We start from the raw sequence: 14765 nt of genomic DNA on the forward strand, positions 1-14765 counted from the left end.
GACAATATTTCCACTTCCATTACTAATTTTATATTACAGTCTCATCTAAAACATAATTATATTACCGTTAGACAGTAGCATTGTCAAAACTTTTATAAATATAAGCGCCGTAAGAATAAAGACTAGAATCCTTGGATTCTAGTCTTCCTCTTCTACTGTATCACGCCAAATATCTGCACCTAGTGCTTCAAGTTTCTTAACAATGTCTGCATAACCTCTGTCAATATGGTTTACATTGTGAATTGTTGTCACACCATCTGCAAGTAATCCTGCAATGAGTAGTGAAGCACCCGCTCTTAGATCACTTGCATATACTTCTGCACCCTTTAGGTCAGATGGGTAAATCAAGGCACTGCCACTTTTCTTGTCAATGTGGGCATTCATTCTCGCTAATTCATCAACATGTCTAAAGCGCGCAGGATAAATTGTCTCTGTTATCTTACTTACACCATCTGCTTTAAACATTAGTGGCGTAATCGGTTGTTGAAGATCAGTTGCAAATCCTGGATAGACTTGTGTCTTAATAGATACGGCTTTGTACGATTCCGGTTTATTAATGATGGCATAGTCATCACCGATTTCAATATCTACACCCATTTCCTCTAACTTAGAAGTGAGAGATTCCATGTGTGTTGGAATGATATTGTTTACTTTATAATACTTACCTGTCGCGGCACCAACAACCATATAAGTACCAGCTTCGATGCGGTCAGGAATAATATTATGCATTGTGCCATGTAAGGACTCAACACCTTCGATACGAATCGTGTCTGTACCTGCACCTTTAATATTCGCACCCATATTATTTAATAGTGAAGCGACATCAACAATTTCTGGCTCCTTGGCTACATTTTCTAGAGTTGTACGGCCTTCGGCACAGCTCGCAGCTAACATCATATTGATTGTTGCTCCAACAGACACAACATCAAAGAATATTTTGGCGCCCACTAATTTCTCTGCAGTTAAATACATTGCACCATGTTCATTCGTGACCTTAGCACCAAGGGCTTCAAAGCCTTTGATGTGTTGGTCGATTGGTCTAGGCCCGAGCGGACAACCGCCTGGCAAGCCGATGACACATTTTTTAAAACGAGATAGCATTGCACCCATCATGTAGTAAGATGCTCTTAGTGACTGTACCTTGTTGTTTGGTAACGGCATATTTACAGCTTCTTCTGCATTCACTTCTAAGGTTGTTCCATCTAATTCTGTTTTAATATTTAAGTCATTTAATAAACTCATCAGTGTCTTTACATCACTAATTTCTGGCAGTCCTTCAAGCTTTACAGAACCTGTACTTGCCATTAAAGATGCCGGTATAAGTGCGACTGCACTATTTTTGGCACCGCTGATGTTCACTTGACCTGTTAAATCAGCACCACCGCGGACTTTGATTACTTCTTTAGCCATAGCTTTAGCTCCTTGTCTTTGGTTTACTAAGGTCTTATTTTTGGTTCCAGTCATTAAGGAATTGTTCAATGCCTTTATCAGTTAAAGGATGTTTCGTTAATGTTTTAATAACTTTGTACGGTACTGTAGCAATATCTGCACCACGTAGTGCGGCGCCGTGCATATGACCTGAGTTACGAATTGATGCTGCTATAATTTCTGTGTCGATATCATGGACTGCAAAAATTGCTGCAATATCTTCGATTAACTGTAGGCCATCTAAACCGATATCATCTAATCGTCCAATGAATGGTGAAACATATGTCGCACCAGCACGAGCTGCGGTTAGAGCTTGTACTGTATTAAAGATTAAAGTGACATTCGTCTTGATTCCCTCTTCTGTTAATACTTTAACTGCTTTCATACCTTCTTCAGTCATAGGGATTTTAACAATGATGTGCTCGTGTAATTTAGCGAGTTCTCTACCCTCATTAATCATACCCTCTGCATCTAATGCAATGACTTCTCCACTTACAGGGCCATTAACAAGGTCACAGATTTCAACGAGTCTATCGTGAAAAGAAATATCTTTTTCCTTAGCTACTAGTGATGGGTTTGTTGTTACACCACTTAAAATCCCCCACTGATGGATTTCTTTAATTTCGTCCATATTTGCTGTATCTATAAAAAATTTCATTTTGTATCCTCCAAACAATTTTATGTTAGCTCCATTATAAGTTAAAGCTCATTAAAGTGACAATGCTTTACTATTAAAGGTTGATTTAAACTTGATTAAAATCACGATTTAACCCATAAAGGTAAAAACTCAGCTGAAGACTCTACTTAGAATTTTCAGCTGAGCTTAAACTTATTCGTTGTCTAAAGTTGCTTGAATCAAACCACTAAATAGTGGGTGTGGACGTGTTGGTCTTGATTGGAATTCTGGGTGGAACTGAACAGCCATGTAATATGGGTGGTCTTCTAATTCAATCATTTCCACCAATCTACCATCTGGTGAAGTCCCACTAAACACCATGCCATGTTCTTCCAGCTGTTCCTTATAAGCATTGTTGAATTCAAAACGGTGACGGTGACGCTCATTAATTTCATTTTGCTCATAAAGTGCCTCTGCCTTGGTTCCTTCTTTAATCACACATGGGAAACTACCGAGGCGAAGAGTACCACCAAGATCAACAACATCTTTTTGATCCGGCATTAAATCAATGATTGCGTATGGTGTATGTTCATCTAATTCGGAAGAATTTGCACCTTTAAGGCCTACTACATTACGAGCAAATTCAACTGATGCGAGTTGCATGCCGAGGCAAATACCTAAAACAGGCACCTTGTTTTCCCTCGCATATTTAAGCGTTAAGATTTTACCCTCTATACCGCGGTCACCAAAGCCACCCGGTACCACTATACCATCGACTTCTCCGAGTATTTCCATATAGTTTTGCTCAGTCACTTCCTGAGAATTAATCCAGTGGATATCAACGTCTGCATGGACTTCATAACCTGCATGACGCAGCGATTCTGCTACAGATAGGTAAGCATCCTGTAGTTCCACGTACTTACCAACTAAACCGATTTTGATTGTTTTATCAATTTTACTTAGGTTATCAAGTAAATGCTTCCAATCAGTTAATGCCGCTTCACCCTTAGATTCAAGTTTCAGGTTTTCAAGAACTAAATCATCCATATCTTGATCTTGCAATGACATCACAAGCTTATATATTGTTTCTTCATCTTTTGCATTGATTACGTTTTTCTCTTCGATGTCACAGAACAATGCAATCTTATCACGTAAATCTTCAGTCATCGGATATTCAGAACGAACAACAATCATGTCAGGGTGAATACCTAAACCTCTTAGTTCCTTAACACTATGTTGAGTTGGTTTTGTTTTCATTTCTCCAGCTGCTTTAATATAAGGCAGCAATGTACAGTGAATGAACATAACATTATCTTTACCAAGGTCACTTCGTAACTGACGAATTGATTCAATAAACGGTAAGGATTCAATATCACCTGTTGTACCGCCTATCTCTGTAATAACGATGTCAGCTTGTGATGAATCCCCCGCTTTTTTAATGCGTGATTTAATTTCATTTGTAATGTGAGGAATCACTTGCACTGTACCACCTAAATAATCTCCGCGGCGCTCTTTTTGAATGACTTCAGAGTATACTTTACCAGCAGTGACATTAGAGTACTTGCTCACATTAATATCGATAAAACGCTCATAGTGCCCTAGATCTAAATCAGTTTCCGCACCATCTTCTGTGACGAATACTTCACCATGTTGATACGGGCTCATCGTCCCTGGGTCAACATTTAAGTAGGGATCAAATTTTTGAATTGTGATTTTAAAACCTCTATCTTTCAATAAACGTCCTAGTGAAGCTGCTGTTATTCCTTTACCTAAAGATGACACCACGCCACCTGTTACAAAGATATATTTAGTCATAGTCTTCCTCCTGCATAAAATAAAAATAGCTCCCTTTCACAAATGTGAAAAGGAGCACGTTTACTAGTCCCAATTTAAGGGAGCCCAATTAAAATATTATCACTTTCAAGAAGAAAGTCAATAATTATTAATATGCATCTGCCTCGTCATCATATTCATCTTCAAGCTTTTCTTTGTCGTCGAATTCCAACTCATCATCGACTTCAGAATCGATGGCTTCTTCATCATCATCTTCTTCAGTTTCACCATGAAGTGTGCCATCAATTTCTTCCTGGTCTTCACCTAGTTCCTTGGCACCAGGGTAATCTTCTTCTTCATCAATATACTCATCTTCAGAAGCAATCTCAATCTTATGGATGGTCGGTGCAATCTTATCATTGATATCATCCACGGCATACCATTCACGTAAGCCCCAAACACCTTCACCTGTACTTAAGAAACGACCGTCAGTGTTTAAATCCGTATAGAATTGTAAGATGCGGTCTTCAATTTCACTTTCAGTATAATTCCCAACTTCTTTAAATTTATCTACCATTTCATAGAGGTTAGTATCTTCGCCTTTATCTTCTAAATAAATGTGTGACATATCAATAAATGAATTTTCGTCCATCATTTCCTTAGTATAACTGTCCAGTCTCATTTACGTCATCCTTTCAAGATGTAAATACCTTAGGATATAATACAAATATTTTACTAATGTTTCAAGAGCTAAGTTAGTATCTCACCAATTTCCGGTAATAATTCTCATCTTCAGCATCATGAGGGTGAACAAATCCAGCACCAGTAAACAGCTTTTCTAAGCCCGTATTCGTCACGTTAACTTCAGCAATCTCAACATCTTTCAAATATTTTCTAACTATTGTAGCAAACTGCCTTATTGCGCTCTCAGCAATCCCTTTTGAACGATGCTTCTCCTCAACATATATATGTTTAATTTCCAGTACTTTACCGTTTTTAACCGTATCAATATAGCCTGCAACTTCCTCGCCTAGCATGAGATTGAATTTCAGTGTAGAAGCAGACACGTCACTTGCCAAATTGATTCTTAAGTTCGGTACATAATTACGGTCTAAATCTAAATAATATAAACGTTCCTTACCAATAGGTCCTTCTTCCTTTGTTGCAGTGTGTAAGAACCCTGCTCTTTCGTATAGATTCCATGCCCCTTGATTCTCACCATCAACAACTAAGTATAAATGCTCAAACTGAGAAAAGTTTTCTTGTACATAAACCGGTAATAATTGAGCCACTTTCGTACCGTAACCATTTCCTTGATATTTTTCATTGATGGATAAAGACCTCACGTAAACCACCTCATGCGGCGTATCATACCCTTCGTGTTGATAATGTTTATGTAGTACAAAAAAACCAACAACTTTTCCATCATCTGTGACAACCACATTGGCAGTTCGATCTTTATCTTCTAGAGCTTCATTTAATACATCTAATGGTAAACTAGAATAAATTTGTTGCTTGTCACTTAATTCATAGGACTGAAGTGCGTCCTTATCACTTTCATTGTACTTTCTCACTTTAATGTCCATAATTTTCCCCTTTTTGACAAGATTCTATAGTTTGCTATTATAAGTCCATACCCTCTCTAGTGACAATTTAGACATTAACACAAAATTTTCCAATTCAACGTTTCATGTCGTTATTGCCGGGTAGTAACTTTGTATACTACAAATATATTAGGAGGAACTTTCGTGACAAACGAAGAAAGTACAACTACAAAGAGTCAGGAAAACCAGGATCAACCGGAAAAATTTCAGTTTAATAAGCTAGGCGTCGTTTTCTGGACTGCAGCTTCAATAATCATTGTAGTGTCTGCAATTGCCATGATTATTCCAACTCAGTTCCAGGTCGCTTCTGAAAATGTCTATGCTCTTATCTCAGAAACATTTAGTTGGTTTTTCTTACTCGTTGTATTTGGATTCGGTGTATTTCTATTATTTCTTGCCCTATCACCTTATGGCCGCGTAAAACTCGGTGGTGATAATTCCAAACCAGAGTTCTCATTTTGGGCCTGGGTCGGAATGCTATTTTCAAGTGGGCTAGGTGTTGGTTTAGTATTCTTTGGTGTCGCAGAGCCTATGGAACACTTTATGACCTCACCATTTTTAGGTGGTCCAGTTGAGGATGCCGAAGCCGCTAGACTCGCGATGGGTTATACTTATTTCCACTGGGGAATCTCCCAATGGTCAATATTCGGGGTAGCTGGTCTATCAATTGGTTACTTCCAATTCCGTAAAAACCGTGATGGTTTAGTCTCAACTGCTTTAGAACCACTATTCGGTATGGATTACAATCAAAAAGCACGTAAAGCAATTGATATATTAGCAATCATTGCAACTGTAACGGGTATGTCGACTTCTGTTGGTTTAGGTATTATGCAGATGGATGGTGGTTTAGATATCGCCTTTGGTGTTCCATCAGGACCATTAACTCAAATCATTTTGACAGCAGCTATGACAGGTCTATTTATATTTTCAACAGTAACTGGACTTAAGAAAGGAATGAAATTCCTTTCCAGTTTAAACATGATCCTTGCACTTGTCTTAACCATTTTCATTATGGCAGTTGGACCATTTACATTCATTATGGAAAGTATTATTCTTGGGCTTGGTGACTATTTGACAAACTTTGTTGGCTATTCATTACGCATGACACCATATGCAGGTGGTACTTGGGTTCAAGACTGGACAGTGTTCTACTGGGCATGGGTAATTGCTTGGAGTCCATTCATTGGTTCATTTGTTGCCCGTGTATCTCGCGGTCGCACGATTCGTGAATATGTACTGGGTATTCTGATTGTCCCACCAATGCTATCTTTCCTATGGGTTGGCGCCCTCGGTGGTACAGCAATTTATTCAGATCTTATGAATAATACAAATATTGGACAAATCGTTCTAGATGACCAAACGCAGGCGCTCTTCGCCTTGTTTGATACCTTACCTATTTCATGGTTTACATCTATTGTTGCGCTCCTGTTAATCTTTACTTTCCTAGTAACATCAGCCGATTCAGCAACATTTATTGTTTCGGGAATGAGTATTGGTTCAACAGAGAATCCACCAATTCGACTTAAAGTCCTTTGGGGTCTATTGCTCGGATTGTTGACTATCGCATTAATATTAGCAGGTGGATTAACCAGCTTACAGGCAGCTTCACTGTTAGCAGGTCTACCGTTTGGCCTCATACTAATCTTGATGATTGCATCAGTTTCTAAAGGATTAAGAAGAGAACCTAATAATGCAATGAAACGTAGACAAAAACCAAAAAAATATTAAAATAGAAGAAACGTTAATAACAGCGCTCATAACTTTGAGCGCTGTTTCATTTATAACTTTAGGAGCGATCTTATGAAAATCGGCATCGATGCTGGCGGTACATTAATTAAATTGGTCATTCTTGATGATGAAAATCGTACCTTTAAAAAATACCCTTCCACTGATATTGACCAAGTGATTGAGATATTAAACAATGATTATAGTGAAGAAGAAGTTTATTTAACAGGAGGCAAGTCAGAATATATACAAGAGAAGCTAAATTTTGAATCTAAAATTTCCATAGAATTCGATGCTACCTTTAGAGGTCTGACTCAACTCTTGAATGAAAGTAATTTGAATTTTGAACGTTATGTATACTTAAATGTTGGTACAGGAACAAGTTTCCACCAAGCGACAACCACGGATCAAAAACGTGTTGGTGGGTCTGGTGTAGGTGGTGGAACTTTACTCGGCTTAAGTCATTTACTGACAGGAATCGAGGATTACCATACGATTATAGAACGTGCAAAAAAAGGTGACCGTAACAAAGTCGATTTAAAAGTCCATCATATTTACAATGGTAAGCCTACACCAATTCCAGGTGATCTTACTGCAAGTAACTTCGGAAATGTACTTAATCACAAAAGCGACCAGTCAATTGAAGATCAACTGATCGCAGTTATTGGTCTTGTAGCAGAAACTGTTACAGCAATGGCTTTAAATCTAGCTGATGCCTTTGACACTAAAAAAATGGTGTTTATTGGTTCTACTTTACTCGATAACACTGTAATGACGGACATCATTTATAATTATAGTCAGTTAAAAGGCGCAGAGGCCTATGTTGTACCCAACGGTGAATTTTCAGGTGCCCTTGGTGCCATAGAAACTAACTGAGGACAGCTACCTTATTCCCTTGCCTGATAACCTTCATTTCACGTGAAAATATATGAGACAACATCTCTTCTGTTACTTGATGATTCGGTACTTTAGCTGCGGTTAAAGTACCTTTTTTCATGCCGGAAATTGAATCTGCATATGTCATCGCCAAACTTAAATCATGCATGGCAAGAATGACCACTTTATTTTTAGCTAATTCTTTCAATCTCGATAAAATAATGTGTTGATAGTTAACATCCAATCCTTGTTCAATTTCATCAAGCATGATTATGGGTTTGTCTTCCAATTCAATTTGCGCAAGAAGTGCACGTTTGAACTCCCCACCACTTAAATTTTCAATGCTGTGATTTCGATAATGTATTAAATCGTAATCGTTTAGAATTCCAATAAACTGTTCACCAGAAATTTTCTTCTCTGTGCTCAAACCTACAAAATCTTCTACATTAATTTGAAAAGGTACGTTGTGTTGAGGAAGATAGCTGATGTATTCTGCTGTAGAAGAAAGTTTGTGGTTGTCTACATAGAGTTCACGTTTTTTTATGGACTTTGTATTAAAACCCGTAACACCTGTTAAAACTGAACTTTTACCACTTCCATTCTCCCCAATTAGAACGTGTAAGCCAGGTTCGAATATCAAACTTTCCACTATAATTTTAAAGTCATCGTAATCGACCACCAAAGAATGAATGTCTAACACGATTATACCTCTGTCGTCGCTTCATCATATGCTTCTAGTGCTTTACCACCATATACACTAGCTGGTCCGCCACCCATCACTATAGAGACCGCAACGATATCTGAAATTTCGTCACGTGTCGCACCGAGTTTAACTAGTTTGTTGACATGGTTACCAATACAACCCTCACACTTATCTGCGATAGCATAAGTTAAAGCGATATACTCTTTGGTCTTCTCATCCAAAGCATTAGCTTTATACCCTTCTTTTTGAAGCTTTCTGAAAGCAGACATAAAATCGGGTTGCGTTTCTTGAATTCGACCTGTGTTTTTTTGCGCACGTTTATTAATTTCTTCAAAATTACCCATGAATAATCATCCTTTTAATTTATTTAAAGAAAGAGAATCGCTTAAATGCGATTCTCTTTTTTGTGGATTGTTCTTTTTCTGTAACACATTAATACCCAGATGTAGGCAGCAAAAATGACTATCATAAAGATACCTATTGTTGTAAGTGATAATGGCGCATCCTGTGTGTAGGATGCAGTCGTTGAAAAGATAACCCCTGCCGTAAATAAAGTTAATGCTATTGCGTAAATGAAAACATTTCTTAATTTCATGTGCTCACCCACCATATTATTCTTCTTAACTTTATAATATCACGACATTCCGCTATTTTCTCATCTATTCTAAAAAGTTCGACATATAGACTAAATTAGTATAGCCTTCTTTCAATTTCACTTGGTTCTTCAATACAGCTTCTTCTTTAAAGCCTAATTTTTCGTAAAGTTTAATTGCTCCAGGATTATTAGAGAAAACAGTTAGAATGACTTTTTCAATTATATCGTTAGCTTTAGCAAATTCTAGGGCACGTTCAATCATCGCAGTCCCTGTACCTGAGCCAGTATAGTCTGGTTGTAAACTGATACCAAATTGTGCGATATGTTCAAACTTCTTACGGTGATCTTGGCGCATATTTAACATACCAATAACCGTATCACCATCTACAGCAACAATACCTAGGTCATTGGTGCCTAAAGATTTTATAGTTGCTTCTTCTTCTTCAACAGTTATCTCACGATTTTCAATTGCTGTTGCTAGAATATCTGGATACGCCTCAGTCACAATATGTTTGTGCCTGACAATACTTTTAGCGTCCGATATTCTCATTTCACGTATTTCATATGCCATACTTAGTCGTCTCCTTCTAGCTTGGTTTTTAATCATTCCCATTCATTATATTACAAGTTTACTTTTCCATTAAATATCATGCTTCTTATCTAATAAACAGGGCACCATAAATTAAGCCAATCATAATGACGAAGGCAGGATGTATTTTAACAATCTGTAAAAGTATAAAAGCAATGACAATTAAGAATATTGTGTGGAAGCCACCTGAAACCTCTAGAGAGTTAAATAGAAAATCTACTACGATTACACCCATTAATATTGCAATCACTGGTCTAATTAATGTTGTTAAGGTGCTGAATTTATTCGTCCCTTTCAACTTATATAAAAGTGCAGCAAGTAAAATCATGACAACCAAGGAAGGTAGGACACTTGCAGTTACTGCAACAATACTACCAAGTACGCCACCGGCTTCGTATCCAATGTAGGCACCCATCTTCGTTAGTATAGGACCAGGTAGTGAGTTACCGAGTGCAAGTACTTCAGCAAACTCACCAGTTGTCATCCAACCATAGGTATCAACAACCTCTCTTTCGACTAGAGGGATTGAGGCTGGACCTCCACCATATCCAATTATACCTGGAATCAGAAAGGCCAGAAAAATTTCCATGTAAATCATGTTGACCCTCCTCTAACCTTATCTTTCCTTAAAAGACTAATAACGATAATAATGGCGATAACAATTGCCGGATGAATATTTAGCACTTCTAAGATAATCAACATACCTATAGTAAAAGGAATTAAAAATGCCCACGTCGTGACCGCTTTCGCTGATTGTAAAAATTCAATTGTTAGAATCGCTAGCATGACTAGGACAACTGGCACTACCCCTGCACTCATTCCCTGTACCCAGGCTAGGTCTTTAAAACCTGTAAATAAAGCAAGAAGGATGGTCATAATCACTGCCGTTGGTAAAATCATCGCAACCATGGCATTGGCTACACCAAGCCAACCCTTTATTTGATAACATATGTACCCAGCGACTTTAGTAATAATTGGTCCTGGTAAAACATTGGCGATTGCCAGTACATCTTGGAATTCTTCATTCGACATCCATTTATATTTATCAACAACTTCTATTTTAACTAACGGAATCGATGAAGGACCCCCACCGAAACCGAGCATCCCTACTCTAAAAAACGCCTTAAATATTTGCCAGTGCATCATTCTCACCTCTTATCAGAAAAAGCACCAGCATGGCTGGTGCTTTTATATCAAACTGCTTTACCACAGCATTTTTTATATTTCTTTCCACTGCCACATGGACAAGGATCGTTTCGTCCGACCTTGAACTCATTGACGATTGTTTTTTGTCCAAGTTCTGCTTCTGACTTACCTCTATATTGGAAATGACGAGTATGTTTTAGCACGCCACTCACTAAATTAAAGAAGTCATCTTCTTCTTGTTTAGTAGAAAATTCATAGCCTAGATTGTTAATTTCTGCGATGATATCAGTCCGTTTTTGACCACTAATAATCATACGTAACATTTGAATATATAATTCTTCTAGTGAAGCTACGTCTGTATTTAAGTGACTACTAACCCAAGATTTTAGTGACTCATGATAAATAGACTCATCAATGTAGTTCGGGTTTGAAAACTGTATGAACTTAGCAAATTCTGGTTCATAGTAGTTGTATTTTTGCTGATTTTTTCTAATAATTTGGTACTGTTCATCTGTCATATCATCTATGACAAATTCTTTGTTTTTTTCATTAATCGTAATGACATAAGGTGACTCATTTACTAAATCGACTAATTCCTCAATTGTCGTCTCCTGGCCATAGTATTTCTTAAATAGTTTAGTAAGCTGTTTAAATTCAACAACACCATAGAGATGTAAGGCAGCTCTAATTAAATTTAACTTTCTTTGAACTGCCAAACGTTTTTCTTTATTTTCTTTCGTATCGACTGTTTTAAATTTATCGAGCACTTCATCAATAATAAAGAAGTGGTCAGGATTATTTAAATCTTCATAGGCCAAGCCCATGATATACAAGCCGTAAATGTCTACAAGGCTTAAATCTTTCGCTTCATCCAAATTTGTCGCTGCTCTTTTCCATGATTCGAGCGCAATATCATCACTATATAGGTAAGTGTACGTGAGTACTGATTCATTCGTTAAGTTTGCTGAAATTGCCTCAATTAAGTCTTCTTTATCTAAAGCTGTTTCATTTTTGACGCCGGTATTTATTGCAACTTGATGCAAGTCTTCTAAATCATATTTTTCTAAATACACACCCGTATTTGTCACAATGAACAACTCCTTATATACTAATTCTAGTACTGGTATTTTATCATACTTGTGTAAATATGCTAAAATTTAAGAGGTAACGAATACATATGATAGGAGCTCATATAAAGATGAAAGCTATTGCCCTCGATTTAGATGGTACAACATTAAATCATGCAGGTGAATTCCCCAACAGTCTCATTAAGACACTTCAAGACATCCATAATAAAGGAATCAAAATCATTATCGCGACCGGACGTTCGCTTCAAATGATTCATCAAAAAGTGCCTAACGATGTTCCGGTCGATGGCTTTGTCGCTGCGAGCGGTATGACCGTATACCTTGGTGACACGCTCTTATCACGCACTGCCTTTACAAAAGAACAAGTCAGTTTCGTCTTAGAAGAGGTTCGTAAACACAAGATATATTATGAGATAACAACGAGCCAGAGCGGTGGTCCATATACCTATAATGATGATTACGATTATGCTTTGGAGGACCTCACTGCACAAGCTGATGAGACAGTACTAGATTATGAAAACATCGGCACTGCCCGTACCTTAAACTCTCAAGAGCAATGGGTCGATAATCACGCACTCGACACCAATGATATTATTAAGTTTTACTTCTTCTCAAATGATAAAAATAAGATGGACAACTGGTATGACTACCTCAATAATCACTTTACATCAGACGCTGGTTTTCAGATATACCGTACATCAAATCATAACTCAGAAATCATGGTCTATGGCACAGACAAAGGTTCCGGTTTAAAGACAATTGCTAGAGAACTTAAGCTGCCGCTTCATGACATTCATGCTTTCGGCGATTCTATGAATGATATCCCTATGTTTAAAGTTGTCGGTAAATCAACTGCCTTAAAAAACGGTCAAGAAGACGTTAAATGTCTTGCAGATGATGTCACCGATTTTACATGTGATGAAGATGGCCTTGAGATTTATTTAAAGAAACATTATCTATAGCAATTTGCCCTCGTCTCTGAGGGCTTTTTTAATTGGCATAAACCAAACATTACCCTCCATCAATTCCATCGGCGAAATTTCATGACCCCCGTCAGTCAGCTTAATGGTTACATTCATGCCCTTGTCTTCTAGTTTTTTCTTTAAGGTGTATGATTCACCAGCTGTAGCAGTCATATCTTTTGCACCGGCTGTTAGAAGTACATCTGTATTAAACAACATTCCTTTTCCAACTGTTTCACTACGGTAAGCACTGTGCATTAACATTGCCCCTCTTAACCCTAAATCGTAGTTCAACAATAAATAAGCTCCCATATTTGCGCCATTAGAATAACCAATAAGTATGGATTTAGAGAGCTCAAAATCATAGATTTTACTCAAGTCTTTTAAAGTGTTGTATATTTTATCACCTTCTTCTTTTAGACTCGCTTCATCAAATTCATTAGCTGAAAGGCGTCTAAAAAATCGGCTTTGTCCATTTTCATCAATCTCACCTCTTAGGCTTAGGACATTGGCATCACCATCTACCATGGCAGCAACATCGAGTAAATCCGTCTCTCTACCTCCTGTACCGTGTAAAAGAATTATGGTTTCAACATTTTCTTCAACTTTACTTTTGATGTATAAATGTTTCATTTAAAGTCCTCCTAATAGAGTTACGCATAGTCGTATTATATAATAAAATCAAAGAGATTAAAGGAGGATGCATTATGCCTGCATTTGGTATACACCATGTTTCCGCAATTACTAAGAATATCATTGAAAATCATGATTTTTTCACTAAAATATTAGGTCATCGTCTCGTTAAAAAGACTGTTAACCAAGATGACCCAAGTATGTATCACTTATTTTATAGTGACTACAAAGGGACACCAGGGACAGATGTGACTTTTTTTGAAATCGGTCTTGCCCCTAAGTACACACCAGGAACTAACTCTATCTCACGTACAATCTTACGTGTTCCGTCAAAAGAAGCCTTACAATACTTCCGTGACCGTTTCGATGAAAAAGGCGTTTATCACGAAGGTATCATCGATTATTTCGGCGAAACATTGATGAAATTTTCTGATGAGGAAAGTCAACGCTTTGCCCTAGTCGTTGACGATAATGAGAATAAGGCAGTCCCTCATACAGATAACGATATTCCTGAAGCCTACGCCATTAGAGGCGTTTACGGTGTTGAACTCACCGTTCAATATTTAAAACCTATGGTTGAGTTTCTTACATTGCTAGGCGGTAAATACGATGGGGACATTGACCAAGATACAGAAGCTCGAGTTGACTTTGGTGATGATGCGGTGTTTATCTTCGAATCTAGAACGACAAATGTTGAAAAAGAAGGCTATGGTAGTGTTCATCACTTCTCACTGAGAGTGAAAGATGAAGCTGATTTAGAAGAAATCTATAAAAAGATTAAAGCAGATAAGTGGCTGTCTTCTGGCGTTGTGAATCGACATTACTTCAAGGCACTATATATTAATGCACCAGGCAATATTACCGTTGAAATTTCTACAGATGGTCCAGGGTTTACAGTCGATGAGCCACTAGAAACATTAGGAGAAAAACTCGCAGTCCCTCCATTTTTAGAGGATGATAGAGACTTCATTGAAATGCGCCTACACCCACTCTAAAATTTAGTAATTAGAACATAAAAAACCGTTCC

At 37.6% G+C, this 14765-nt stretch carries 17 protein-coding genes; 4 read left to right on the top strand and 13 right to left on the bottom strand.

Annotated elements, in window-relative coordinates; all coding sequences use genetic code 11:
• Positions 1-138: 138 nt before the first annotated feature.
• From EYB29_RS06695 to EYB29_RS06715, 5 genes are all read right to left on the bottom strand, one after another.
• A complete protein-coding gene (locus EYB29_RS06695) occupies positions 139-1410 on the bottom strand; it encodes a UDP-N-acetylglucosamine 1-carboxyvinyltransferase (protein ID WP_166626939.1) in 1272 nt (423 codons plus the stop codon).
• Positions 1411-1444: 34 nt separating this feature from the next.
• Positions 1445-2086, bottom strand: coding sequence for a fructose-6-phosphate aldolase (fsa, locus tag EYB29_RS06700; protein WP_166626940.1), 642 nt, complete (start codon positions 2084-2086; stop codon positions 1445-1447).
• 171 nt (positions 2087-2257) lie between these two features.
• Positions 2258-3859 (bottom strand): CTP synthase, encoded by a 1602-nt coding sequence (locus EYB29_RS06705; RefSeq protein WP_166626941.1) that lies wholly within the window; start codon positions 3857-3859, stop codon positions 2258-2260.
• 127 nt (positions 3860-3986) lie between these two features.
• A complete protein-coding gene (rpoE, locus tag EYB29_RS06710; protein ID WP_026866019.1) occupies positions 3987-4499 on the bottom strand; it encodes a DNA-directed RNA polymerase subunit delta in 513 nt (170 codons plus the stop codon).
• 73 nt (positions 4500-4572) lie between these two features.
• Positions 4573-5403, bottom strand: a complete 831-nt coding sequence (locus EYB29_RS06715; RefSeq protein WP_035855590.1) for a GNAT family N-acetyltransferase — start codon at positions 5401-5403, stop codon at positions 4573-4575.
• 162 nt (positions 5404-5565) lie between these two features.
• On the opposite strand from EYB29_RS06715, the gene EYB29_RS06720 reads away from it, so the two are divergent.
• Positions 5566-7149: a BCCT family transporter gene (locus EYB29_RS06720; protein ID WP_026866021.1), complete on the top strand. Its 1584-nt coding sequence runs from the start codon at positions 5566-5568 to the stop codon at positions 7147-7149.
• A gap of 72 nt (positions 7150-7221) precedes the next feature.
• The gene (coaW, locus tag EYB29_RS06725) at positions 7222-8022 is read left to right on the top strand and encodes a type II pantothenate kinase (RefSeq protein WP_026866022.1); all 801 of its coding nucleotides are present in this window, start codon (positions 7222-7224) and stop codon (positions 8020-8022) included.
• On the opposite strand, the gene EYB29_RS06730 is transcribed toward coaW, so the two are convergent.
• From EYB29_RS06730 to EYB29_RS11670, 7 genes are all read right to left on the bottom strand, one after another.
• A complete protein-coding gene (locus EYB29_RS06730; protein ID WP_026866023.1) occupies positions 8015-8722 on the bottom strand; it encodes an ATP-binding cassette domain-containing protein in 708 nt (235 codons plus the stop codon). The two genes, coaW and EYB29_RS06730, sit on opposite strands and share 8 nt — an antisense overlap.
• A gap of 2 nt (positions 8723-8724) precedes the next feature.
• Positions 8725-9069, bottom strand: a complete 345-nt coding sequence (locus EYB29_RS06735) for a carboxymuconolactone decarboxylase family protein (protein ID WP_051220440.1) — start codon at positions 9067-9069, stop codon at positions 8725-8727.
• Positions 9070-9110: 41 nt separating this feature from the next.
• Entirely contained in the window at positions 9111-9320 is a 210-nt protein-coding gene (locus EYB29_RS06740; RefSeq protein WP_026866025.1) for a hypothetical protein, read from the bottom strand.
• A 64-nt stretch (positions 9321-9384) separates the two neighbouring features.
• Positions 9385-9891, bottom strand: a complete 507-nt coding sequence (locus EYB29_RS06745) for a GNAT family N-acetyltransferase (protein ID WP_026866026.1) — start codon at positions 9889-9891, stop codon at positions 9385-9387.
• An 85-nt stretch (positions 9892-9976) separates the two neighbouring features.
• A complete protein-coding gene (locus tag EYB29_RS06750; RefSeq protein WP_026866027.1) occupies positions 9977-10507 on the bottom strand; it encodes a chromate transporter in 531 nt (176 codons plus the stop codon).
• Positions 10504-11052 (bottom strand): chromate transporter, encoded by a 549-nt coding sequence (locus tag EYB29_RS06755; RefSeq protein WP_370545355.1) that lies wholly within the window; start codon positions 11050-11052, stop codon positions 10504-10506. Before EYB29_RS06755 ends, EYB29_RS06750 begins: the two co-directional genes overlap by 4 nt.
• Before the next feature lie 50 nt (positions 11053-11102).
• The gene (locus EYB29_RS11670; RefSeq protein ID WP_035855615.1) at positions 11103-12143 is read right to left on the bottom strand and encodes an SEC-C metal-binding domain-containing protein; all 1041 of its coding nucleotides are present in this window, start codon (positions 12141-12143) and stop codon (positions 11103-11105) included.
• Between the two features lie 110 nt (positions 12144-12253).
• Here EYB29_RS11670 and EYB29_RS06765 point away from each other — a divergent pair, with 110 nt between their 5' ends.
• Positions 12254-13105 (top strand): Cof-type HAD-IIB family hydrolase, encoded by an 852-nt coding sequence (locus EYB29_RS06765; RefSeq protein ID WP_026866030.1) that lies wholly within the window; start codon positions 12254-12256, stop codon positions 13103-13105.
• On the opposite strand, the gene EYB29_RS06770 is transcribed toward EYB29_RS06765, so the two are convergent.
• Entirely contained in the window at positions 13100-13738 is a 639-nt protein-coding gene (locus EYB29_RS06770) for an alpha/beta hydrolase (RefSeq protein WP_026866031.1), read from the bottom strand. The genes EYB29_RS06765 and EYB29_RS06770 overlap by 6 nt on opposite strands.
• A gap of 74 nt (positions 13739-13812) precedes the next feature.
• On the opposite strand from EYB29_RS06770, the gene EYB29_RS06775 reads away from it, so the two are divergent.
• On the top strand, positions 13813-14733 hold the full coding sequence (locus tag EYB29_RS06775; RefSeq protein ID WP_026866032.1) for a VOC family protein: 921 nt from the start codon (positions 13813-13815) through the stop codon (positions 14731-14733).
• Positions 14734-14765: the final 32 nt, after the last annotated feature.

Origin of the sequence: Jeotgalicoccus sp. S0W5 (genome assembly GCF_011634875.1) — a bacterium.
Taxonomy (GTDB): Bacteria; Bacillota; Bacilli; order Staphylococcales; family Salinicoccaceae; genus Jeotgalicoccus; species Jeotgalicoccus marinus.